The sequence below is a fragment of the Fictibacillus enclensis genome (assembly GCF_030123385.1).
Lineage (GTDB): Bacteria > Bacillota > Bacilli > Bacillales > Fictibacillaceae > Fictibacillus_C > Fictibacillus_C enclensis.
This window is the reverse complement of sequence record NZ_CP126109.1, coordinates 645,745-668,712: the sequence shown is the minus strand read 5'-3', so window position 1 is coordinate 668,712 and position 22,968 is coordinate 645,745. Positions and strand designations below refer to the sequence as shown.

At 45.9% G+C, this 22,968-nt stretch carries 25 protein-coding genes and 1 riboswitch; of the genes, 6 read left to right on the top strand and 19 right to left on the bottom strand.

Annotated features, from left to right (window positions below; translation table 11 throughout):
- Positions 1 to 42: 42 nt before the first annotated feature.
- The 3 genes from QNH15_RS03590 to QNH15_RS03580 all read right to left on the bottom strand — a co-directional run bounded on the left by QNH15_RS03590 (position 43) and on the right by QNH15_RS03580 (position 1,593).
- Positions 43 to 477: an SRPBCC domain-containing protein gene (locus QNH15_RS03590; protein WP_283892646.1), complete on the bottom strand. Its 435-nt coding sequence runs from the start codon at positions 475 to 477 to the stop codon at positions 43 to 45.
- Between the two features lie 15 nt (positions 478 to 492).
- Positions 493 to 1,047 carry a M15 family metallopeptidase gene (locus QNH15_RS03585; protein WP_283892645.1) on the bottom strand — a complete coding sequence of 185 codons (555 nt, stop codon included), beginning with the start codon at positions 1,045 to 1,047 and terminating at the stop codon, positions 493 to 495.
- A 135-nt stretch (positions 1,048 to 1,182) separates the two neighbouring features.
- Positions 1,183 to 1,593 carry a hypothetical protein gene (locus QNH15_RS03580; RefSeq protein WP_129477855.1) on the bottom strand — a complete coding sequence of 137 codons (411 nt, stop codon included), beginning with the start codon at positions 1,591 to 1,593 and terminating at the stop codon, positions 1,183 to 1,185.
- A 190-nt stretch (positions 1,594 to 1,783) separates the two neighbouring features.
- On the opposite strand from QNH15_RS03580, the gene QNH15_RS03575 reads away from it, so the two are divergent.
- Entirely contained in the window at positions 1,784 to 2,809 is a 1,026-nt protein-coding gene (locus QNH15_RS03575) for an NAD-dependent epimerase/dehydratase family protein (RefSeq protein WP_283892643.1), read from the top strand.
- 225 nt (positions 2,810 to 3,034) lie between these two features.
- On the opposite strand, the gene QNH15_RS03570 is transcribed toward QNH15_RS03575, so the two are convergent.
- The 9 genes from QNH15_RS03570 to QNH15_RS03530 all read right to left on the bottom strand — a co-directional run bounded on the left by QNH15_RS03570 (position 3,035) and on the right by QNH15_RS03530 (position 11,919).
- Entirely contained in the window at positions 3,035 to 3,409 is a 375-nt protein-coding gene (locus tag QNH15_RS03570) for an SCP2 sterol-binding domain-containing protein (protein ID WP_283892642.1), read from the bottom strand.
- A gap of 9 nt (positions 3,410 to 3,418) precedes the next feature.
- On the bottom strand, positions 3,419 to 3,913 hold the full coding sequence (locus QNH15_RS03565) for a DUF4442 domain-containing protein (RefSeq protein WP_129477862.1): 495 nt from the start codon (positions 3,911 to 3,913) through the stop codon (positions 3,419 to 3,421).
- 9 nt (positions 3,914 to 3,922) lie between these two features.
- Positions 3,923 to 4,984 carry an SDR family oxidoreductase gene (locus tag QNH15_RS03560; RefSeq protein WP_283892640.1) on the bottom strand — a complete coding sequence of 354 codons (1,062 nt, stop codon included), beginning with the start codon at positions 4,982 to 4,984 and terminating at the stop codon, positions 3,923 to 3,925.
- A gap of 16 nt (positions 4,985 to 5,000) precedes the next feature.
- The gene (locus QNH15_RS03555) at positions 5,001 to 5,477 is read right to left on the bottom strand and encodes a DinB family protein (protein ID WP_283892639.1); all 477 of its coding nucleotides are present in this window, start codon (positions 5,475 to 5,477) and stop codon (positions 5,001 to 5,003) included.
- A 101-nt stretch (positions 5,478 to 5,578) separates the two neighbouring features.
- A complete protein-coding gene (locus QNH15_RS03550) occupies positions 5,579 to 6,934 on the bottom strand; it encodes an FAD-binding oxidoreductase (protein ID WP_283892637.1) in 1,356 nt (451 codons plus the stop codon).
- A 147-nt stretch (positions 6,935 to 7,081) separates the two neighbouring features.
- Entirely contained in the window at positions 7,082 to 8,086 is a 1,005-nt protein-coding gene (locus QNH15_RS03545; protein WP_283892635.1) for an ABC transporter permease, read from the bottom strand.
- Positions 8,087 to 9,586, bottom strand: a complete 1,500-nt coding sequence (locus QNH15_RS03540) for a sugar ABC transporter ATP-binding protein (RefSeq protein ID WP_283892633.1) — start codon at positions 9,584 to 9,586, stop codon at positions 8,087 to 8,089.
- Between the two features lie 64 nt (positions 9,587 to 9,650).
- Complete coding sequence (locus tag QNH15_RS03535) at positions 9,651 to 10,766, bottom strand: sugar ABC transporter substrate-binding protein (RefSeq protein ID WP_283892631.1); 1,116 nt, start codon at positions 10,764 to 10,766, stop codon at positions 9,651 to 9,653.
- 125 nt (positions 10,767 to 10,891) lie between these two features.
- Positions 10,892 to 11,002, bottom strand: a riboswitch (SAM riboswitch).
- Between the two features lie 212 nt (positions 11,003 to 11,214).
- Complete coding sequence (locus QNH15_RS03530; protein ID WP_283892629.1) at positions 11,215 to 11,919, bottom strand: hypothetical protein; 705 nt, start codon at positions 11,917 to 11,919, stop codon at positions 11,215 to 11,217.
- Between the two features lie 112 nt (positions 11,920 to 12,031).
- Between QNH15_RS03530 and cidR the strand changes: the two genes are divergently transcribed.
- The 3 genes from cidR (at position 12,032) to QNH15_RS03515 (ending at position 14,059) form a co-directional block, all read left to right on the top strand.
- Positions 12,032 to 12,919, top strand: coding sequence for a cidABC operon transcriptional activator CidR (gene cidR, locus QNH15_RS03525; protein WP_283892627.1), 888 nt, complete (start codon positions 12,032 to 12,034; stop codon positions 12,917 to 12,919).
- 235 nt (positions 12,920 to 13,154) lie between these two features.
- On the top strand, positions 13,155 to 13,688 hold the full coding sequence (locus QNH15_RS03520) for an acyl-CoA thioesterase (protein ID WP_164988916.1): 534 nt from the start codon (positions 13,155 to 13,157) through the stop codon (positions 13,686 to 13,688).
- Positions 13,685 to 14,059, top strand: a complete 375-nt coding sequence (locus tag QNH15_RS03515; RefSeq protein ID WP_283892625.1) for a hypothetical protein — start codon at positions 13,685 to 13,687, stop codon at positions 14,057 to 14,059. The genes QNH15_RS03520 and QNH15_RS03515 overlap by 4 nt, the downstream gene beginning before the upstream one ends.
- 51 nt (positions 14,060 to 14,110) lie before the next feature.
- Here QNH15_RS03515 and QNH15_RS03510 read toward each other — a convergent pair whose 3' ends face one another.
- Positions 14,111 to 14,341 carry an excisionase family DNA-binding protein gene (locus QNH15_RS03510; RefSeq protein WP_061974550.1) on the bottom strand — a complete coding sequence of 77 codons (231 nt, stop codon included), beginning with the start codon at positions 14,339 to 14,341 and terminating at the stop codon, positions 14,111 to 14,113.
- A gap of 93 nt (positions 14,342 to 14,434) precedes the next feature.
- Positions 14,435 to 15,367: an aldo/keto reductase gene (locus QNH15_RS03505; RefSeq protein ID WP_283892622.1), complete on the bottom strand. Its 933-nt coding sequence runs from the start codon at positions 15,365 to 15,367 to the stop codon at positions 14,435 to 14,437.
- 276 nt (positions 15,368 to 15,643) lie between these two features.
- Here QNH15_RS03505 and QNH15_RS03500 point away from each other — a divergent pair, with 276 nt between their 5' ends.
- Positions 15,644 to 16,060, top strand: a complete 417-nt coding sequence (locus QNH15_RS03500; RefSeq protein ID WP_061974554.1) for a ferritin-like domain-containing protein — start codon at positions 15,644 to 15,646, stop codon at positions 16,058 to 16,060.
- Between the two features lie 48 nt (positions 16,061 to 16,108).
- On the top strand, positions 16,109 to 16,306 hold the full coding sequence (locus QNH15_RS03495; RefSeq protein ID WP_283892620.1) for a hypothetical protein: 198 nt from the start codon (positions 16,109 to 16,111) through the stop codon (positions 16,304 to 16,306).
- A 34-nt stretch (positions 16,307 to 16,340) separates the two neighbouring features.
- On the opposite strand, the gene fdhD is transcribed toward QNH15_RS03495, so the two are convergent.
- From fdhD to QNH15_RS03470, 5 genes are all read right to left on the bottom strand, one after another.
- Positions 16,341 to 17,126: a formate dehydrogenase accessory sulfurtransferase FdhD gene (fdhD, locus tag QNH15_RS03490; protein ID WP_283892619.1), complete on the bottom strand. Its 786-nt coding sequence runs from the start codon at positions 17,124 to 17,126 to the stop codon at positions 16,341 to 16,343.
- Positions 17,127 to 17,139: 13 nt separating this feature from the next.
- Positions 17,140 to 19,497 carry an FdhF/YdeP family oxidoreductase gene (locus tag QNH15_RS03485; RefSeq protein ID WP_283892617.1) on the bottom strand — a complete coding sequence of 786 codons (2,358 nt, stop codon included), beginning with the start codon at positions 19,495 to 19,497 and terminating at the stop codon, positions 17,140 to 17,142.
- Between the two features lie 200 nt (positions 19,498 to 19,697).
- Complete coding sequence (locus QNH15_RS03480) at positions 19,698 to 20,060, bottom strand: Na-translocating system protein MpsC family protein (RefSeq protein WP_061974564.1); 363 nt, start codon at positions 20,058 to 20,060, stop codon at positions 19,698 to 19,700.
- 44 nt (positions 20,061 to 20,104) lie between these two features.
- Entirely contained in the window at positions 20,105 to 21,376 is a 1,272-nt protein-coding gene (locus QNH15_RS03475) for an L-lactate MFS transporter (protein WP_061974566.1), read from the bottom strand.
- A gap of 336 nt (positions 21,377 to 21,712) precedes the next feature.
- The gene (locus QNH15_RS03470) at positions 21,713 to 22,906 is read right to left on the bottom strand and encodes a class I SAM-dependent rRNA methyltransferase (RefSeq protein WP_430667121.1); all 1,194 of its coding nucleotides are present in this window, start codon (positions 22,904 to 22,906) and stop codon (positions 21,713 to 21,715) included.
- Between the last annotated feature and the right edge of the window lie 62 nt (positions 22,907 to 22,968).

Genomic DNA, 22,968 nt, shown 5'->3' with positions numbered 1-22,968 from the left:
GACGCCCTTCATGGGAGTCAGCCTTTTTTGATAACACAAACACTAGAATTGCTTTTTCAGATAGTTGTGGAGCCCTGTATTCGCCGATTCATAGGACGGAAGCATGGAATCAATCCTTTTCTGTGACAAAACCGAAGTAAATAATCCTGTAAAAACTTCTCCCTGGACCACTTTGGTCTGATCCCCGAACTCGGTGAGCTCCCAATAATGATACCCTGTCAAAATGCCCGGGACACCCCCTGTCCATGCCAGTTTCTTTCCGGAATCAAGGTCTTTTATGCTTGCTTTAAAACGAAAAGGCAAGCCTCCTCCAACCGGTGACCGCACACATACCGATAAGGAGCTGCCTTTGTTGCATTCCCCTTTGATGGAAACAATCTGCGGATTCCACAGCGCGTGTTTTTCTGTATCCGAGATCACCTCCCATACCACGTCGACCGGATATGGAAGCACACATTCTGTTCGTAACGATTTCATTCTGGTTCCCTTTCTCTACTCTTGTTCTGGAGGGCGTTCGCCATTTTTCAAATCCTCAATGGAAAGGCCAAAGTCTTTTTGAAGGTGGGGATAATCTTTAAACTCCCAGTCTCCTCCCCAGCTGAATCCCAGATCTTTGGCAATAGCAACCACCTCCATCCAGTCGGCTTTTCCGTTGCGGTTGCTGTCGCGCTGCAGGTCCCAGACCACATCTCCGTTCGCAGTCCTTAACGCAAAGTCAATCGCCAGCCCATAATTATGATACGATTCGCCACCTCTGACGGTTGTTACAATATCGCCTTTTTCACTGCGGCCTTTGGCATACAATTTATCCTGATCATCAAACGTCCGAAATCCGTCGGTAATGACAATGGAAATCCCTCTAGCCTTTGCTCTTTTGATCAATTCGTCTTTATCCTTTTCTACCACCGGATGAAGCTTGGTTGGAAGCGCAACATTCTTTTTCTCCTTTACATTTTCCGATTGATAATAGATAAAGAGACACGCTCCCACCACGAGCAGAAAAAGAATCCAGTTGTTCACCGTTGATCTTCTCTTGGATACGCTCATTCGCTACAAAAACCTCTTCCACGAGTAATAGTTTCTCTCTTATTCTATCGTACCATATCCCGGTTCATCTCTCTAAGGATTGGTAAACAAACCAAGTATTCCCGGCAATCAAAAAAACCCCCTGAAACAGGGAGTTTAGGAAAGAATTTTTTGCAGAATCCTCATGGCACGTGTGATGTTTGAGACACTCAGGTAGAGAGAATTATCTTCACCGTTATAGATGGCCTCTATCCCCACTTTTCGGTAAAGAACATTATAGATTTTACTAAAAACTCCGGGGATGCCGGCTTCAAAATTAATTTGAATTACATTTTTTTCGTAAAACGGAATATTGCCGGCTGACAGAATCCTCCGCACCATGCAGTTGTCACTCTGATTGTTGGCATCACTTGGTCCAACAACCAGAAAGACTGTATTAAACTTGTCCTTTACGAGGCTAAATGCAGTAATGTTAATCTGCTGGCTCGCGATCTTTTTCAGGATCCGGCTGACAGTGCTGTCATTCGCCGCAAATTTGAACTGCGTCCGGGTTTGAATGGTTGCCATGCTCGTCCTACCTTCTTCAAAAAAGTAATTACTAGTACTCTATTCACTAGTAAGACAAAAGAGCACGGCTGTCTCCGTTTTCAAGTTAAATATTGACAAAAGAAGAACAACGTAATAACATTACTTTACGTAAAACTTTATTTTTATGTTAAGGACTGGTTTCTTCAAACATTCCAAACGGAGAGGAGAAATGATTATGCATGTTTTTGTCATTGGCGGTACCCGATTCATGGGCCCGGCGATTATTAGACGGTTCGTTGATCTTGGCCATAAGGTTACGGTATTTCACAGAGGAGAGACCGAAGCAGAACTGCCTCCTGAAGTAACACGAATGCTGGGAGACAGAAATAATCTGCCTGCCTATCGAGACAAAATTCAGGAGATCAATCCTGATGCGGTGCTTGATATGATGTGTCTCACCGAATTGCAGGCAAAAGAACTGGTTGAAACGCTCGATGGTATTGTAAACCGGGTGATTGTGGCGAGCTCACAGGACGTATACCGGGCGTTCGGGCGGGTGAACAGAACAGAAACAGGAGAAGCTGAACCCGTTCCGATCGATGAAAACGGAGAATTGCGTCACAACCTCTATCCGCACAGAGCGTTTGCGGAAACGGAAGAAAGACGCATGTATGACAAAATACTAGTGGAGCGGACCGTTATGGACCATCCCCGCATCGATGGTACGATCTTGAGACTGCCTGCGGTTTACGGGCCGAATGACCATCAGCACCGCTGGTATTCATTTCTTAAGCCAATGAGTGATCAAAGGCCCTATATCCTGCTGGCTAAGAGCCTGGCCGGCTGGCGCTGGACCCGGGGCTATGTGGAAAATATGGCAGAGGCCATTGTCCAGTCCATCCTCAATCCAGAGGCAGCGGGTAAGATTTACAATGTTGGTGAAAAAGATGCATGGACGACCAAAGAGTGGATTGAAAGATTCGCGCCTCTTATGAATTGGAGCGGAGACGTTATTGTGCTGCCAGATGATCAGCTTCCTGAGGGTTATGGCTGGGGAATAAATACGGAACAGCATGTGATTTTCACCTCTGATAAAATACGTCGTGAATTGGGATATAAAGAAACCGTTTCGATTGAAGAAGGATTAAAACGCACCATCGCATGGGAGCTTCAGCATCCACCCGAAAAACTGACGCTGGACTATGATGCAGAAGATGAAATCGTGAAGCAGTGGAATGCGAAAACTCAACCTTAAATATGAAAAAGCAGACGCATACCACGTCTGCTTTTTCTATTACTCTACTTATTCCCCTTCTAATCTTTTAAATTAGTAGATCGGTACCCGAACGCCAATTCAAGAATCCCTGACTCTCCTTTGCTTAGAAGGGATTAGGGAAGAGGCGGACGGGATCATTTATTATCTAAGAAATAACACACAAATATGGTAAAGAAAGCGCTTTAAATAAACAAAAAATAAAACTTAGCTCTTCCGAAACTCCGCTTCCATGTTATATTGGCCGAGCAACGCCTCCACTTTCAACGCTTTGCCGATGTCGCCTTTGACCTTCAATTTCCCCATCATAAATGCTGCTGTACCGTTCAGTTTTCCGAGAAGCATCTTTTTAAAGTTTGGATAAGAAATAATGATCGTGCAATCTCCGCGTTCAGTGTACTCTTCCTTTACCTCTGCTTTTCCATCCTTTAAATGCAGCTGGAACGAATAGTCCTCATCAGGGATGTCATACTGATATACCGCTTGAACTCCCTCAATGGGACCGGGGTTATCGTTAATGACATCTTCAATCTTTTTTACCGTTTCCTTTACCGTCAAATCTTCCATTGCTTTTGCCATCATCCTGCCTCCTTATGACTTTTGCAGTGAAACTATGTTTTCAGAGTTAGCTTTGGCCTTTCTCCGGATATAAATGGTTTTCTCCACCACCGCGTGAACAAGTCCGGTTTCATCCACCACATCGACCTCATATATTCGGTCAAGACTGTGTCTGCTTTTAAGCTGCCGCTTCACATCTTCTACTTCCTCCGGGGTTATCTTAAATGTAGCGTACAGGGTACTCTTCCCGGGCTTTTTGAAGGAAATGGAGGCAGCTTTATCCCAGACAATATAGTCATCCCCGAGCAGTTTCAGAAACATGTACATATACATCGGATCCACAGCCCCATAGATGCTTCCTCCAAAAATCGTTCCCACATAGTTGCGGGTCCGCCAGTTTAAAGGAAGCTGTATCGTAATTTCCGAATAATCTTCAGCAATATAGATCACCCTTGCTCCTGTTCCTCGGTACGCAGGAAACAAATTAAAGCCATAGCGGACACATCGGGTTTTCCAGGATTCTTTCATTGCAACCTCCTACTTTATGTAAACCAATTTTTCCGGATCCTTTCTGTTTTCCTTGTAATAGGCAACCATACTAGATACGTAATCTTTAAAATCCGGACATTGGACGCCTGCTTTCGCCAGCACCTTAATGGTATTGGCAGCATCGTACTGACAGGCACACCTGAAATACTCCAGCGCTTCTTTTTCCACTTTAAAAAAGCGGCGGAAGAACGAAAAAGATAACATAAACTCCACAACTGCTGGCGGTATGGTCCATGATGGTGCTTTTCCGATCAGTTCCTCGCAGATCATGCGGTAAAGCTTCCTGCTCTCATAAGGTGAAGGATCCGTGAGATGGAACACCTTGTTCACCGCATCATCCGACTCTGCAAGGCAGAGTGTCGCATCAATAATATAATCAAAGGGTACCACATTAAATAGCGCTTCGGACTTTCCCAGATAAGGAACAGGTACATACCGCAGCTTGTCCAAAAAACGCATGATAAAATACGGGCCATCGAACTTGATGGTCTCTCCGGTTTTGGAGTGTCCAACCACCACTCCTGGCCTGATGATGGTATAAGGCACACCATCAAGCTCCGCCACCAGCTTTTCTGCGGCAAACTTGGTCGATTCATAGTGATTTTTAAATGTCTGCCCGGCATCCAATTCATCTTCTTTAATGAGACCGGTCCTATTCCCTGAAACGTAGGCTGTACTAAAGTAAACATACCGCGCAAGGTGCGGGAGTTCCTTTACATAAGCATTTATATTCCGTGTACCGGTAATATTGATGTTCGCCGCAATCTGCTCCGGTACTGCCAAATCATACACCGCTGCGAGATGAAAGACATGCGTAATATGGTTTTTCAGCCAGTCGGTTTGTTCAGGGCTTAGCCGCAGTCCGTCCTTCGTAATATCACCCGTAAACAACCTGACGTTGGGCCGGTTGGCTGCCAGATCTTTTGCTTTTTCAATCTGGCTGGGATGAACAAGAAGAACAAACTCACATTCTTTGTACCGCTTCAGCATTTCTTTAAGCAGCATTGAAGCCAGAAAGCCGGGAAAGCCGGTTATGAAGCAGCCATTCATCCATCATCCCTCCCTGTTACTCGACTCCATCGTTTACAGCCTGAGGAGGAAGCTGCTTGAAAAATGGCATCTTCTGCGAACCGGTCATACGCGCGTAAGTAAACAACTGACCCTTATGATGGATTTCATGGTCAATCATGCTTTCAAGCCAGTAGCTTCCCGGAGCGGTAAATTTAAAGATGTCGATCTCTTTTTCCAGATTGAACGTTTGCAGCTCTTGAAAATCGCGCTTTGATTTTTCGGTGAATTCATCAAGGATCTCACGCACTTCATCCATGGTCTGAAACTCTCGGGGTGTGCGCGGTGACACAAACTGGCCTTTTTTTATCGTTTCGAGAAACATATCCGTAGAGCCAGCAATATGTACCGCCAAATCGCCCAGGGCAAATCCATCGCTCCATGGTTTAAAAAACACATGCTGGGGCCCAACCTCTTCCAAAAGCTCGTGCAGAACCGTCCGGTGCTTCAGCCAATGCGTATAGTATTGTTCCATTATCCATCGCTCCCATCAAAGTAATCTACTAGATAAGTTCGATACTGCCGGCTTTTCCCCTTTTTTACGCCAAGCAAAAAATCCAGCGTGTCCGGCTGGATTTATCTGGGTGCCCGGTTAATTCCCTGTGGAAAGGAAAACACATTGTACGGGTCGTATTTTTTATTTACTTTCTTTAATCGTGGCGCATTCCACCCAAAATAGGCTTTTTCATAATGCCGTAACGGGCTGTATGGAAAATTAACAAATGATCCTTTGGTAATGGATTTAACATAGGGAAACCGTTTTTTCATCCACTGAATGTTTTCGGGTTCGAAGCCAGGATCCTCCCAGATCGTTTGTATGCCGAGAATATAATCCGCCTGTCGGTAAAAAAACGCCGTTTCAAACGGGTTGACGTCACTGACCTTGCCGCCCAGGGCATACACCGTCAATCCGGCGAATATGGAGCCTTCCGCCCGCTTCTGAATCAGCCCCACGAGATTCCGGATTTCCCGCTCGCTGAATTTTCTGTAGACAAATCTTCCTGTGGATTTAAATCGCTCATACTTCGGATACGTGGCCTCAACGGCTCTGACGGCCTTCATGAAGGGAAGGTATCTGACGAAAAGCTGAATCTTTCCGTTGATCAGCAGCGGTTCCATCACTTTTGCCGCTTCCTCAGGCGGTCCGTAAAAAAAGCCCTGGCCGTAAATAGCCGTTCCCTCTTCCAGCGAGTTATAGAGGCTGGCATTAGCCGTCATTCTCTCGTCCAAATCCTCCAGCCAATATTGCCAGGCGTTGAGGAAGGTCTCCTGCAGCTTCGCATCCGCTTTTGGCGCATAGATTTCGACGAAAGAAACGTTTTCGACCGGTTCCGGAAGGGCAAACGTCATGGAGACGACTACACCAAAATTGCCACCGCCCGCTCCGCGGCATGCCCAGAACAAGTCCGGATTCACCTGCTGGTTTGCCTTTAATATTCTGCCCGTATAATCCACCAGCTCCAGTTCGATCAGGCTGTCACATCCGAGTCCCAGATACCGGCTGGAAAATCCCCAACCGCCGCCAAGGGTATACCCGCTGACACCGACAGTCGGACACGTTCCCCCAGGAAAGGGGTAGCCCAGAGAACCCACAAACTCGTAAAGCTGTTCATTTTTCACGCCGCCCTGTATTTTCAGTTGTTCATTGTTGTTAAGAACAATGCCATCCATCCGGCTGATATCAATGACGATTACACCATTGCCCACCGAATAGCCCTCATAGTGATGACCGCCTGAACGAATCCTGATCTTCACCTCATGTTTCCGGGCCCAAAGAATAGCATTCCGGACATCATCGACCGTGCTGCAATATACAATAACGAGAGGGAACTTTTGCACGGCACGGTTCCATTCCTGCCTCGTTTGTTCATATTGAGGGGAAAAGCGGGTGACCACTTCCCCCGTCAGCCCTTTCAAATTGATTTTTTTCATAATCCTATCCTCTATCCCTGCTTAGTGGAGATAAGAACTCCCTATAATAAGGTATGCCGGGAATGGACAGACAGTCTTATTTTTTTGCAAGAGATCAAAAAAGCCCATTAAGCCAGGAAGGTCAAAAGAACTTCCCGGCTTCATCTGTTATTTTTTCAATTTATAGTAGGTTAAAGCAAGGGCAAATGCAAGTACTGCCCCTTTCACAATGTCCATGGAATAGTACGGGACAGACATCATGACGAGGCCATTCTGCAGGATGCCAATCAATATCGCGCCAACAAGCGTTCCGAACGCATTGGGCTTTCCCGCTCCAAAAACGGAAAAACCGATGAAAGCGGCCGCTACCGCGTCCATGAGGTAAGGCGTACCGGCATTGATTTCCGCTGTCATTACTCTAGAGGCCAGAACAATTCCCCCAATGGAAGCAAATAGTGCCGACAAGAGGTAGGCGGCCACTTTATACTTGTTGACCGGAATACCCGAAAGCCTCGCTGCCTCCTCATTTCCTCCGATCACATACATATAGCGGCCGTGCTTTGTATAGTTGAGAAGCACATGGACGAGCACCACGGCAAGCGCCATAATCAAAATAATCCACGGCACCTGGCCGATTTTTTGGAACGCCTCAGAAATTTTTCCGGTCGCAAAGCTTCCGTCAGGCATCACCATGTTTTGTGAGATCGTCGCACCCTTCGTATAAGTAAGCGCAATCCCCTGAACAATAAACATCGTGGCAAGTGTCAGCAGCATATCGGGAATTTTCACTTTTACAATGAGTACCGAGTTAATGATCCCTACAATCAGGGCAGCAGCCAGCGCAGAAAATATCGCAACCACCGTGTTTTGCGAAACCCAGACGAACATGGAAATCACAATCGCGTTGGATAAAGAAGCAACCGATCCAACCGACAAATCAAAGCCGTTCACCGACAGTGAGATGGTAATTCCAATCGCGATGATGGTCACGATTGAAATGGACCGCAAAATATTCATCAAGTTCTGTCCCTGCAAAAATGATGGATGTGCAGCCGTAAACACACCGATTAACACAAGAATGGTCAGGATTGTTCCGTATTTATAAAAAAACTCAAACAGCTCAAACTTCTTTTTGGGAGCTGCCTTGGCGGGTATGGGTTTTGATAACTCCATTTACCTTCCTCCTGTACTGTAAAATAATAGCTCTTCCTCGGTGGTTTTTGCGGTTTCCAGCTCTTTTACTGTACGCCCGTCGTACATGACGTACACCCGGTTTGTAATCCCCAGAATTTCCGGAAATTCTGACGATGCGTAAAGGACCGCTTTCCCCCTTTTGGCGAGGGCCGAAATGAGTTCAAAAATATCCCGTTTCGCCCCAACATCAACGCCCTTGGTCGGCTCATCAAAAATATAAACTTCCGCATCGGCAAGCAGCCATTTGCCAATGGCAATCTTTTGCTGGTTCCCGCCCGACAGATGCTGTACTTTACTTTTCTCAGACGGGGTTTTGATGCCGAGCGTTTTTATGATCTCAAGGGATTTTCTCTTTTCCGCCCGGCGGTCGAGAAAACTGAACGCTTTTGTAAATTGGGCAAGGTTGGCGGCCGACAAATTCGCAGCTACCGTTTCCTCCACAAGAATTCCTTCTTTTCGGCGTTCCTCAGGTACAAGGGCCAGCCCCTGCCGAACCGCATGATATGGGCTCTTCAGCTTCAGTTTTTTGCCTTTCAGCAGAACATCCCCCGCGGTAATGGGAGTGCTTCCGAACAATGTTTTGCACAGTTCGGTTTTTCCTGCCCCTACCAGTCCGGCAATCCCTACAATTTCACCCGCACGGGCCGTCAGGCTTAAACCCTTTATTTTCTCCTTATCGAAAAGACTTTTTACTTCAAGCAGGGTTTCTCCTGTCTTACCATTTACGGCCGGGAACTGCTCGTCCAGCGCTTTTCCCAGCATCTGCTCAATGACGCGGTTAATGGAGCTTTGTGCAATCTCTTCCTCCTCGACCTTTTCTCCGTTCCTCATGACGGTAATGTCGTCGCAGATGTCAAAGATCTCCGGCAAGCGGTGAGAGATAAAAATAATGCCAACATCCTTTGCTTTTAAATCCCGGACAATCCGGAACAGTTCTCGTGTTTCTGCATGGCTCAGAGGAGCTGTCGGTTCATCAAGAATGAGAAACCGGCACTGAGCCGAAACAGCCCGCGCAATCAATACCATCTGCTTTTGCGCAAGCGTCAGCTCGCTGACGAGCTTTTTGGAGGATACGTGTATGTTCATTTCCTCCAAAAGATGCGAAGCCTTTTGGTGGAGGGTTTTCCAGCGCACGAGCTGCTTTTTTCCCATTTCATTGACCAGGTCATGCAGGAGAATGTTCTCCCCCACCGTCAAATAGGGAACCAGAACTGTGTCCACCTCCTGATGGACAATTTGGATGCCTTCATTCAGTGCGTCCTTTGGTGAAGATATATCTACGTTCTTTCCGTCAATCTGAACAGAGCCGGTGTAATGGGTATAGGCACCCGTCAGCACCTTCATCAGCGTTGATTTCCCGGCGCCATTTGCCCCGATCAGTGCATGAACACGGCCAGTTTTACTTTTAAAATCAACCTCATTCAGCGCCTTTACCCCGGGAAACTCAATACTTATGTTCTTCATCTCGAGCAGTGCCATCGGCCGGTCTCCTTTATTCAAAGCAAACACCCTCTGCTGCTAGCCGAAGAGAGTGTTTGTATGTTTATTTTTTGTAATGGTCTTTCAGCGTGTCCATCCAATCTTCATCAAACGCGGCCGATTGTCCCCACCCTTTAATTTCCTTGGACAGGTTAACCATATTTACGCCCTCGGAGGATTTTTGAAGATCCCTTTGGGAAACGAGAGAAGCGTCCAGGTCATATTTTTGCGGTGTTTTTTCACCGGCAATTTTTTTTGCAAGGATTCTCATATCCACTGCACCGATCAGCTTTGGATCAACCGCTGCAGTATATTTCCATGGGCTGTCCTTCTTTTGGATTTCCTGAAGATCCGCGTTGGAGACATCAATGCCGTAAATTTTAATCTCATCTCGGCCCGCTTCTTTAATGGCACGAGCGGCTCCGATGGCAAATGCATCCCATGTCGCAAAGATCGCATCAATCTCTCCCTTTTTATGCTTGTTCAGCATGGCGGTAACGGCATTTTGCGTTTGAACGGAGGTGTCCGCTGAAGCTACACCAAAGCGCTCCACTTCTTTAATGCCAGGGTTATTTTTCAACGTTTCTTTATAAACAGCATTGCGGCGAACCATTGGCGGAAACCCGTCCACCCACAGGTACACGATGTTTGCTTTGCCTTTTTGTTCTTTCACAAGCTGGTCCAATGCCAGCTTGGCCAATGCTTCATCGTCCTGGGATGTAAGTGTCACACCATCCACCTTGGCGAGGTCCGGATTGGAGTCAAAAGTCACGACACTCTTTCCTTTATCTCTGAGCTTTTGGATATCATTGATTGTTGCCGCATCATCTCCATGAGAAATAATGAAGCCGTCATAGTCCTCATTGGCCGCCTGGGCGATCGCATCGTGGAACTTCGCTGTATCTCCGTTGGCCGTATAGATATCAACGGTAAAACCGAGCGCTTCCCCTTCGGCCTTCGCTCCTGCCAAAAACTGTGCCGTATGATCATCTCCACCGATCTTTCGGATAACTTTGATTTTGGCACCCTGCCCCTTGGCGAATCGTTTTGGCACATTATCAAACGACACATTTTCATGTTTCTTTTCAGATGATGCCGTGTTACTGCCTGACGAGCAGCCTGTTAACAATAATGAGAGTGCGACCGCAGAGACTGCTGCGCTTTTTAAAAACTTCTTCATTTCCCCTATCCCCTTTTCTGTATGTCTCTCTCGTCTCAAAAGCTGCAGGGCCATCCCCTGAGCACATAAAAAAACCTCTCCGGGAAAGAGAGGTTTCATCGCCTATGTAGACAAGGATTCGTCCTCTCTCATCTTTCAAAACAGCATAGCTGTTTTGCAGGATTTAGCACCAATTCCATAAATGGAACGGTTGCCGGGCGTCATAGGGCCAGTCCCTCTGCCACTCTTGATAAGAGATTGAATATTGAGTTAGTTAAAAATATAGTTATAACTTTAATCGGCGGAGAGAGGAAAGTCAATATATTTTTAAAAGGTTATTTTAAAAACCTTCGTTGCTTTTAGTGGTTGATTTCCGTTTGAGGATGCTCGCTTTCATCAATGAAGATTATATCACCCCATAATATGTAAATAAAAAACAGTGCTTTTATTCAACGCTGCTACGGATCTATCAAGAAATATCCCCGCCAAAAACCGCGACATTCTGTACCTCTGGCGCAAACACCCGGCCATTCCATTTCATTGTGGTCTGCACATAACCGAGCCGGTCGGCGTTATACTGGCCGGCGATGTTCTGGTAAGCCAGTAATTCATAGGTGCCATTGCGGTCAAAGTCGACCGGGTAAAGACCTGACAGTCCGGAAACAAATCCCTGGATGGGTTTTTTCAGCTTGCCATTGGGATAATAAATCTCTGACAAGTACTCCCTGCCCCTGGTGGTCAGATCGATAATAAATTTCTGGTTCGTGGTGTAGCTGTTTACCTGAACTTTGTAGTAGTCGAGGTAAAAGACCCGGTATTTGAAGCGGTCATTAAAGACATCAGAATCAAACAACGTCCTGAACTGGCTGCCTCTATAGGCAAACACATTGGCATTGATCATGCCGCCGCTTCCACCTGTATCCATTACCACCATGATGTCTTCCACCCTGTCTCCAGTAAAGTCACCAAGAAAAAGCGTGGGTTTGTATCCTTGGTTTTGCTTGAGTGGTATTTGTGTATACTGATTGGTCTTTCCATCCTGCACAACTATCATGATATTGACCCAAAATGGACTGTCCGGTGTTTTTTCAGCAGTAATATAAACGGTATCGATGGAGTTGTCGCCGATGACATTCCCCTTTTTCATATCGACGACCTGCCGCTCTCTGTACATGGCTATCCCCTGCCTTCCCACTGTTTTCATAACACATTGTATGAGAAAGGCCCGGTTTTGGTTTTTATTCTCAATCGTGTTACACTACAAAAAAACTCAAGCAGGTGCATTCGTGGATATTAAACAACTACAGTACTTTATAGAAGTGGCAAAATACAATAGCTTTACCCGGGCAGCTGACGCTCTTTTTATCACTCAGCCGACGATCAGCAAAATGATTAAAAACCTGGAAGATGAGCTCGGTGTCGTTCTTTTTGACCGATCCCGAAAAGGGCTGACCCTGACGGATGCGGGCCGGACGATTTTTGAACAAGCTGTACTCGTTGATAAAGCGTTTAATAATCTGGAAATGGAACTCGATAACCTCCTCGGATTAAAAAAGGGACACATTCGCATCGGTCTGCCTCCGATTCTGGATCCAAGACTCTTCCCCAAATTGATCGGCAGCTTTCATGATCAGTATCCGAATATTACGTTCGAGCTTGTGGAGGATGGATCAAAACGAATCGAAGAGGATGTTGCCAACCATCAGCTCGATATTGGCGTTATTGTGCTTCCTACCAACAATGAACTCTTTCAGTACTTTGCGTTTAAAGAGGAAGACCTGAGACTGATCATCCATCCGGACCACGAGCTGGCAGACCGTGATGAAATTGATTTGAGCGAGCTCAGCGAGGAGCCCTTTATTTTGTTCAACAAGGACTTCGTGCTTCATGACCGGATCATATCATCATGTAACCAGGCGGGATTCAATCCGCATATCACCTCCGAAAGCTCGCAATGGTCGTTTATCGAAGAAATGGTCATCTGCAAGCTTGGCGTTTCTCTGTTACCCGAAAGCATTTGCCGCCATCTGAACGATGAAGTGCGGGTCATTAAAGTGGTCAATCCTACAATAAGCTGGCATTTAGCCCTCATTTGGAACAAAGACCAATACTTATCGTTTGCCGCCAAAGAGTGGCTCAATTACGCCAAAGAACAGCTCGCGGAGCTTGAGTAATCAATAAAAGGCGGTTTTCTCTGTAGTGGATTGCCGCCTTTTGCCAAGATTTTTCTATGCCCATTCTTTATATCTGAAAGCATTTACATAGAGCCCATCTATGCAAACGATAAAAAATAACAATTTTACTTCCTTTTCTTGGAGGCGTACACTAGGAAACTGTAAGAGGGAAACGCAAGAAAACAACAGCGTCCCTTTAGCCGAGATACGTTAATCATGAAAGGAAATGATTGTTTTGAACGCAAAAAAAACAAGCGAAAGCCGCATTATTAATACAGACCAGGTATTAGCTGGTGATTTGAATAACTATAATACATTGTTCGGCGGAGTACTTATGAAAAAGCTCGATGCTGCTGCATCACTTTCTGCTCGCCGCCATGCCCGTGTGAAAACCTGTGTTACAGCATCAACCGACTCCATCGACTTTTTGCATCCGATTCATCAAACGGATTCTGTTTGTATCGAATCATTCGTATCCTACACAGGAAAAAGCTCAATGGAAATCTTCTGTAAGGTTATTGCTGAAGATATTCTTACAGGAGAACGAAGAATTGCAGCTACAGCATTCTTAACCTTCGTTGCTTTGGGAGAAGACAAACGCCCGGTTGAAGTACCTGCAGTCATCCCTGAAACAGAAGAAGAAAAATTCTTGTTTGAAACAGCCGCAGACCGTGCCGAAATGCGTAAAGTCCGCAGAGCACGCAGCAAAGAATTAGCCGAGGTTATTTCATTGCGTAAGCCTTGGCAACAAGAAGGTGCATTAGTATGATTACCCTTGTCAGCCATAATGAGTTAAAAGCAGCGAAAGAAGAACTTGAAAACATTGAACGTTCGTTCCCTGATTTGTATGAAAAATGGGTGCATATTATCAATTTAACCCGTGCGCTTCAATTTAAATATCAATACATGGGTGCATTGATCATGAACGAAGATTGCCGCCGATACGCTCCTGAATTTTGTCAGGAATCTGTTGTTCGTCTTTATAAAAGTGAGCTCGAAAAGCTTACTGCAGACGAAAACATTGATACCCTTCGCCAAATGATCAGCAAGTTCAATAATGCCGGTTATGCAAAAATCAGTTTGCTGGCGATTGGACGGTCTCCCGAATCTCTAATGGGAACTTCAGCCATTATCAACTAAAAGAAAGAAGCAGACGATCCAGGCGATCATCTGCTTCTTTTTTCGTTTACCTTAATCTTCGTCCTTCGCGTCCCAATCTTCCGGGATCGGTTCATTCATATACTCCTCAACAAGCTTTTTGTACTTTTCCATCTGTTCAAGATGGGTATTAAACTGCTCCTTATTGATGAGATATTCATTGCCGTCATGAAAGGCACGAATTTTCTTCTGTTGAATCAAATTCTCAATATACGTTTCAGGCAGATCCAGAAATTCCGCCGTTTCCTTTAGAGTCAGATACATGATTCACCTTTTCTCAGGTGCTTAGTATCGTTCACAGCACCATATCCATCACATTATCCACCCATTCGGAGTTTTCTTCAAGAGCTAAAGAAATTAAGAAAAAATCCTGCTGATTTCCTGAACTTCCTGATCGCTGAGCTGAACATCCAATGTTTTCAGGTTGTTGCTGACCTGATCGGCGCGTTTTGCGCCTGGAATGATGGAGTCGATTGCCGGCTGTTTAAGATACCATGCAAGAACAACGTGAGCCACGTCCGCCCCCTTGGCTTCGGCAATCCCGCGAAGCTGGTCCACTTTCTCCAGGTTTCTAATAAAGTTTTCCCCCTTAAAATGAGGCATGTCCTTGCGCAGGTCATCAAACTTTGTGTTTTTGCTGTATTTACCAGCAAGAAGTCCGGAGGCAAGCGGAAAGTAAGGAACAAAAGAGATTCCTTTATCCTCCAGATACGGAAGCAATTCCTTTTCCGCATCGCGCTGCAATAGGTTGTACTCTCCTTGGAACACATCAACATAACCGTCCTTGTTTGCCTGCTTCAGCTGTTCCATGGAAAAGTTCGAAACTCCGATTGCGCGGATTTTCCCCTGGTCTTTCAATTCTTTTAATGCGCCGACTGCCTCATCCTTTGGTGTATCTTCATCAGGAAAATGAATATAGAACAAATCAATATAATCCGTTTGAAGCCGTTTTAAGCTTCCTTCCACCGCATCTTTTAAGAAGGCTGGCGAGTTGTCGAACACGACGTCTTTACCAACAAACTTGTGCGCCCCTTTGGTTGCGATCACGGCTTGATCACGGCTGCCTGTTTCTTTTATGACTTCCCCGACCAATTCCTCCGAACGCTCAGGTCCGTAAATAAAGGCGGTATCCAAAAAGTTGATACCAATCTCCAATGCCCGTTTCACCAAATCCTTGCCTGCCTGTTCATCCAAATTTGGATACAGGTTATGTCCTCCAACGGCATTCGTACCCAGTCCAATCGGGTTTACCAATAAATCTGTTTTCCCAAGTTTCGTTTGCTGTGCCATGTGTTGCTCAACTCCTTCTAAAATAAGTTTGTACTCCTTGTAATCGTAGCAAAAGACCTGTTTAAATGAAAAAAATCGGCTCAATTGAAAATGTAATATATTTTTTAAAAGAATAAATATCATGGGGCACACACTCCAATTAACGTGTAAAAGAAGATAACCGAGTACTTATTCAAAGGCAACAATCTATAAGAAAAGAGCCTTTTTTTTGAGGAACCACCCACCCAAAAAATACATAGGATAAAGGAGTTAGTAAAGCGGAAGGGGTATGGCTCTATGTATAACTGGAATCGAGATGCTCAAGAAATTGCCAACCTGGAAAAGGCCTTGAACGGAGAATACAGTGCGATCATCTGTTATGAGAAAACGTCGCTGCTGGCGCCTAATCCAGAAGGTAAAAAGACTATCCAGGAAATCCGGCAGGATGAAGTCAACCACTATCAGGTTATAAGTGCCATTTATACACAGCTGACGGGAAGGACGTTTACACCAAAACAGACAGAGGCTTGTCCAACCAATTATCGGGAAGGGTTGAAGACTGGCTTTAAAGACGAACAGGAAACGGTTGATTTTTATCTTAAGATTTCCGATCAGGCAAGCAATAATTATATAAAAGAAGTGTTCAAGCGGATCGCCATGGATGAACAGAACCACGCAGTCTGGTTTTTATACCTGTTAACAGGAGGGCAATAAAAAGGGGGAGCCCCCTTTTTTTGTTCAAAGGATTGCAAACAGAGCTGGATGATCGCTCCCGTTGATGAGGACCGGTGGAAGGAAATCCAAAAAGAATTAAAAGACGAATACACACGGTTACTGCAGACCCTTGATTCCACCCTTCCCTGGGATGAAACCTATGCAGATGAAGCTCTGGGATGTCTTGCGCATTCAGCCTACCATTTGGGTGCTATCAAACAAATGATTAAATATATCACGGCATAAAAAAGAGCGAATCCCTTTTGGATTCGCTCCTTTTTCATTTTATCCGTTCAGGATGGGTGTACACATTGAGCCGGGTGCCGCGGATAAATCCGACGGCGGTAATCCCAAGATCATTCGCGAGCTCCAGCGCCAGCGTGGTGGGTGCAGATTTAGACAAAATAATGCCGGCACCGATTTTGGAAACCTTCAGTAAAACTTCCGAAGAGATCCGGCCACTGAAGGCAATCACTTTATCGGAAAGTGTAATCTTGTTTTCAAGGCAGTAACCGTAAATTTTATCAAGCGCATTGTGACGGCCAATATCCGACCGGGAAATCAACAGCTCCTCATTTGTACAAAGCGCAGCGTTATGCAGCCCGCCTGTTGAGTGAAAATCATCGGAGGATTCCTGCATCGCTTCCATCAGCTTGATGCATTGCTCTACTTCAATCGTTGATTTGGTTACGATCGTTTTGGCATTTTTCACATCGCTCTGAAAATAGAACTGCCGGCTTTTTCCGCAGCATGATCCGATAAACCGTTTCGACTGCAGCTGATTGGTCACTGGCGCCTTGTTCACCAGCTGCACATAGGCAAACCCGCGGTCTTCATCAATGGACAGCGATTCGATTTCTCTCGGAAAACGAATCACCCCTTCTGATGCAAGAAAACCGGTGACAAGGTCCTCAAGATAAGTTGGTGTACAGACCATGGTTGCAAATTCCTCTCCATTTACATGGATGGTCAGTGCATATTCTGTTGCCACCGTATCTTCTGTCTCATGGAATGAGCCATCCTTGTATTTGATGATTCTTATGTTCTTCATGACGTTGTCTTTCATATACTTCTCCTTTTTAGCTGATCTCCGTTTCCAGGTCCGGGATCGGCTTTTCCAGGTACTTAATATCCTTGCGGGCATTAAAACGCTCCGCTTTTTCTACCTTGACTGCTACATTATAGCTTGGAATCTTGGCGTATTTCTCATATACGCCTTTCGGAAGAAGAAAGTTCCCTTCTGGAAAATGAACCTCCAGATTCCCTCTCGCAATATCGATAAATTTCGCACGGCCCTGGAAGACACCATGCTGATTATACACCACAATAGTTTCTCCTTCATGAATGGACAATTCCTTCGCATCATTTCCGTTCATGAGGACATCATATCTCCCCGCTCCGTTGAACGGATCACTTTCATGATAGACCATCGAATTGAACTGCTTTCCTCTTCTCGTGGTCACATAATACGTATCTTTACCCTTTTTCAAATCCGGTATATCAACCAGGATCAAATTTCCTTTACCATCGGGTGTAGGACAGATTCCATCCTCGCAAAGCCAGGCACCGCCCCACTGAAATACATCTCCCCGTTCTTTTAAATGCTGGATGCCATCATAATTGGGATTGGCCAGGGCAATCTCTTCCCGTATTTGCTGTCCGCTTTTAAAATTAATCAGATGAGATCGCTGTGGTTTCACCCGCTTGGCCAGATCCACGTAGATTTTCCACTCGGCACGTGCTTCCTCCACCTGCTGCTGGTTTCCTTTAATTTCAGGCGAAAAGTACACCATGCGTTCAGTGGAAGTTGAGGTTCCCCCGTCTTCCTGTTCATATCGAGTTTTGGCCGGGAGCACAATGACGGCTTCCTTCGCATCCACCAGTGTGGACGTATTATAGATGATATCCTGATGCACCCGAAATTCAAGCGAAGATAAAGCCCGCTCGACAAAATCGGGATCAGGCATCGTTTCAAGGAAGTTGCCTCCGGACAGATAGTACATTTTAATTTTCCGTTCATGGTCCTCGGGCAATAAAATGTTTTCAAGTGACACACCAAGAACGTCTCCCTGCCATTTCGGAATAGTAAAGCCCCACAGTTTTTCAATGCGTTCGATGTTGTTCGGTTCAAAATCACCGCCAGGCAGCACGAATGGATCGGCCCCCATCTCACCGCTTCCCTGAACACTGGAATGACCGCGAATCGGCATCAGCCCGCAATGTTTGCGGCCCAGAAATCCGCGCAGCAACGCCAGGTTCGCTACCTGGGAGATGTTGTCGGACGCAAAGGTATGCATGGTTAAACCAAGTGACCAGACAAACACGCCGGATTTACTTTTGGCGAGGAGCATTGCAAGCTCGTGAATGCGCTCTTTGCTCACTCCGGATGAGGCTTCAATTTCTCCCCAGCCTTGCTGCTGGACCTTCGCCTTTAACTCCTCATAGTTGTTGACATGCTTTTTCACAAACGAATGGTCGATCGCGGATCCGAGCTGTTTTGCCTCCATTTCAAACCAATGCTTCATGATGCCATGCATGAAGGCGATATCTCCCCCGATATTAACCTGGTAAAAATCATCCGCCAGCTTTGTGCCAAAAAGCGCAGACTCGGCAATGGACGGAATCCAGTATTTTTCCATGGAGGGCTCCCGATATGGGTTAATGCAAATGATCTTTGTTCCCTTTCGTTTGGCAGCATACATATATTTGGTGGAAACCGGCTGGTTATTTGCGGCGACCGATCCCCAGAACACGATAACATCGGATCCAATCCAATCCTGGTAGTTGCAAGTCGAGGCCCCTACACCAATGGACCGCTTCAGTGCTGTTTTGGACGGAGAATGGCAAATGCGCGAAGCATTATCAATGTTGTTCACACCAAGGTACCGGGCCACTTTGGCAGCCACATAGTAAGATTCGTTCGTGATACCCCGTGACGTCAGAAAGAACGAGACCTGCTTGGGATCAAGCTTCTTCATTTTGTCCGCAATCAGGTTCAGGGCATCATCCCATGTCAGACGGGAAAACTTACGCTCACCCCTCCGACGGATCAACGGATATGGAATTCGGCCAAGCCTTCTCAGTTCCGCGCTGGAATACTTGCGAAGCTCATCAACGTCCGCATGAAGTATCTCTTTTTTCATGGCCGGCATTGTGCTCAAGCGGAGCACATTCAATCGTGTCGTGCACACATGCGGACCTGCGAGCGTTTGATCATACAGACCCGAAACGCCGAGAGCACATCCGTCACACACCCCTTGGGTCAATATTTTGCCCGCATAAGACAGGTTATCCCGGTTTTCCCAGGCCACCTTCACCGTATCGCGGATGTGCCCGGGTTTTATTTTGCCCAAGCCGAACGGTACAGGGCTGACCCAGTTTTTCGGATCTGGTGTTTTGGGTAGCTTGATTGGTCCTTGATGCTTCGTTTTTCCCATGATTTTCTGCCCCTTTTCTTTTTTCTATTTGATTACTACATTAACGCTGGTAATAGACGATGTTTCTTTCAAGAACACCAAAGGTTGCTAAGTGCTTGAACAAAACAAAAACCACCGGGAGCCCGATTGTGTTCAAACAATCGGAAACCGCGGTGGTAGTCTTTAACAGGATCGCTGCCAAGTGCCAACACTAAGGGCTTTTATTTTTTAGTTAGTTTTTCTTCCAGGTTTTCATCAAAAACAAAAATCGACATTCCAAAGTCCTTTTCAATATCGATATCTACAAAAAGATCCACAAACTTAGCTCCCAGCAATTCTTCCATTTCAACCGGATGGTTCTTTTTGTACATGTCCTTCACCATTTCGGTTCGTGCGGAGCGCAGCATCTGCTTGCCCTCACTGTATCCTGAAATGAACTTTTCGACTGGAGAAAGATTGCCTTCCATCTCGCAAATCGCCCAGTTTTTGCAAAAGGTCGTTTTGATTTGCCGGGGGCCCTTGCCCATGTGGCGCTTACGAAAAGCTCTTACCAGATTACTAAACTCAGCTTCATAATTATTCATAAACGACAACCTTTTTTTATACATTCTGCTATAAAAAGTATAAATCAGAAATTCTGGGCTTGCAACTGTTGACCGGAAGCATTTTCCTTCTCGAGACGGCGGATATCCAGCCGGGCGAGGAAAGTGACAACCAAAGCGACGATAAACAGGGCCGCAAAGAAGGTCAGGCTTTCAGCATAACTTCCGGTTGTATCCTTTACCCATGCGGCAAACAGAGGTCCGGCAAGACCTGCCGCGGCCCAGGCGGTTAAAATGTACCCATGAATCGCGCCAAGTTGTTTGGTTCCAAAAAGATCGCCGATGTAGGCAGGAATGGAAGCAAACCCTCCGCCATAGCACGTATAGATGATGGCGAGCATAATCTGAAAAACAATGGCTGTTGTGATGTTTGGAAGCAGGAAAAACAGTACCGTTTGAAGCGCAAAAAACGTCGTATACGTGTTTGTTCTTCCGATGTAATCCGAAACCGAAGCCCAGCCAATCCGGCCAAATCCATTAAAAAGGCCGAGTACACCGACAAGCGCTGCCGCTTCTGCCGTCGACAGGCCAATACTTTCCTGGGCAAGAGGTTTGGCCGCTGACAGAATAGCGATTCCGCAAGTTACATTGATGAACAGCATGAGCCATAGATAATAGAAGCGTTTGGTCTTCACAGCCTGATTGGCGGTGAGTTGGGACAAGTCCTTTCGTATGATTGTTTTCCCGCTGTCCACCTTTTCCTGAAATCCCTTAGGCAGCCAGCCCTCTGCAGGTTTTTCCAGATAGAGAGATGACGCCAGCATAACAACAAAATAAGAGATTCCCAATATGTAAAACGTATTGGCGATACCGACCGATTTGATCAGGCTGTCCATGACCGGAGAGCTGATGGCGGCAGCAAAGCCAAAGCCCATGATGGCAAGGCCCGTCGCCAGCCCGCGCCGGTCAGGGAACCATTTGACGAGTGTGGAAACAGGAGCGATATAGCCGACCCCAAGCCCGATACCCCCAAGCATGCCATAAAAAACATACAATAAAGGCAGTGACCCCATTTGCACGGCAAAACCGGAACCCGCCACACCTGCTCCAAAGAATACCGCAGCAAGCAATCCCGATTTCCTTGGCCCGTATTTTTCAACAAAATGCCCCAAAAAGGCAGCGGACAGTCCAAGAAACAGAATGGCCAGACTGAAGGTCAATTGGACTTCACTCGCACTCCAGTTGAACTTTTCCATTAATGGATTGGTAAAATTGCTCCATGCATACACTGATCCGATCGAGATGTGAATGCCCACTCCCGAAAGCGCAATCAGCCAGCGGTTTTTAACCTTGCTCATTCCTAACCCTCTCCCTTTTATGTAAAATTAAAAAGCCGCCACAAACTCTCCTTATAGTTTCCATCCACTATAAGATCGAAGAATGCAGCGGCAGCAGAATCACAGGTTCGCTATGGTATCCCTAACCGATTTTTAAAACGCTTACAAAAGTCCTTTTAAACAGGTGACAGGTTCGCTGTTCCTTGCCAGAAGACCTTTTGAATTCTGTTCACAAAATATTCAAATTTCTCTTCTTAAGAGTAATGTAAACGAGCAAGCCCGTCAAGTAGCTCGCTTTCATTTTTTAACAGGATTCTTTTTGAAAAAGCACCTGCCACCCCCGGCAGATGCTCTTCTTTATGATAATTTTTTCAGAATGACGACCTTCAGGTAATCTCCTTCTTTGAACTCTTTGATGGTCTTGAAGTCTTCCGGCAGGGTATGCTCTTCCAAAATCTTATACTTTCCTCCGGTTTGACGGAACGCTTTTTCAATGAAACCTTTAAACTTCTTCATATCAAATGTACTGCAGTTGGAAGAAGCGACGATCACACCATTTTTTTCGGTAATCGCAATGGCCTGTTCAAGTAGCGCCGGATAATCCTTCCCGGCACTGAATGTATGCTTTTTTGAGCGTGCAAAGCTTGGCGGATCCAGGATGACCAGATCAAACAGAAGCTTTTTCCTGACGGCATATTTAAAATAGTGGAAGACGTCCTCCACAATAATGTCGTGCGCGTCATAATCCAGTCCGTTGATGCTGAACTGTTCTTGTGTTTTGCTTCGGCTTCGGTTGGCCAAATCCACGCTCGTTGTTTTCTCTGCTCCGCCCAAAGCCGCTGCTACAGAAAAGGCACCCGTGTAAGAGAAGGTGTTCAGTACTTTTTTGCCATTGGCGTACTTATCCCTGATGGCTTTCCTGACGTCCCGCTGATCAAGGAACACACCCACCATGGCACTTTCGTTTAAATAGGTCGCAAAATGAATGCCATTTTCCTGCACGATCAACGGAAACTGTGCTCGCTCTCCTGCGACAAAATCATCGTCTTCAATGTATGATCCCTTTTCGGCAAACCGCTTCTTTTCATAAACGCCTTTATAGTCGTCCACCTTCTTTAACGATTGAAGAACCTCTTCTTTAAATTGATAGATGCCATCGCTGTACCAGTTGATTACATAGAAACCGTCGAAATAATCGATGGTCAGGCCGCCGATCCCGTCTCCTTCTCCGTTAAACACACGAAAAGCCGTAGTGCTTGGATCGTCAAAGAACCTTTGCCGGCTCTCGACCGCTGCTTTTATTTTCTTTTCAAAAAAAGACTGATTGATTTTTTCGTCAGCATTTCGGGTTAAAATCCATCCCAGCCCTTTATTCTGCTTCCCGTAGTATCCTTTTCCGATAAACTTGCCCTTTTCATCCACGACTTCAATAATCGTGCCTTCAGCAAGACCCGCATCTACATAAGACACGGCGTTGCTGTGAATCAGCGGTGATCCGCCTTTGATCCCCTTATCGGAAGATTTTATTTTCAAACGAGCGTTTATACTCAATCCATTCACCCAATCCATCCACAAATTTTATGCTGATCCTATTTTTCTTTATCACATTCTGT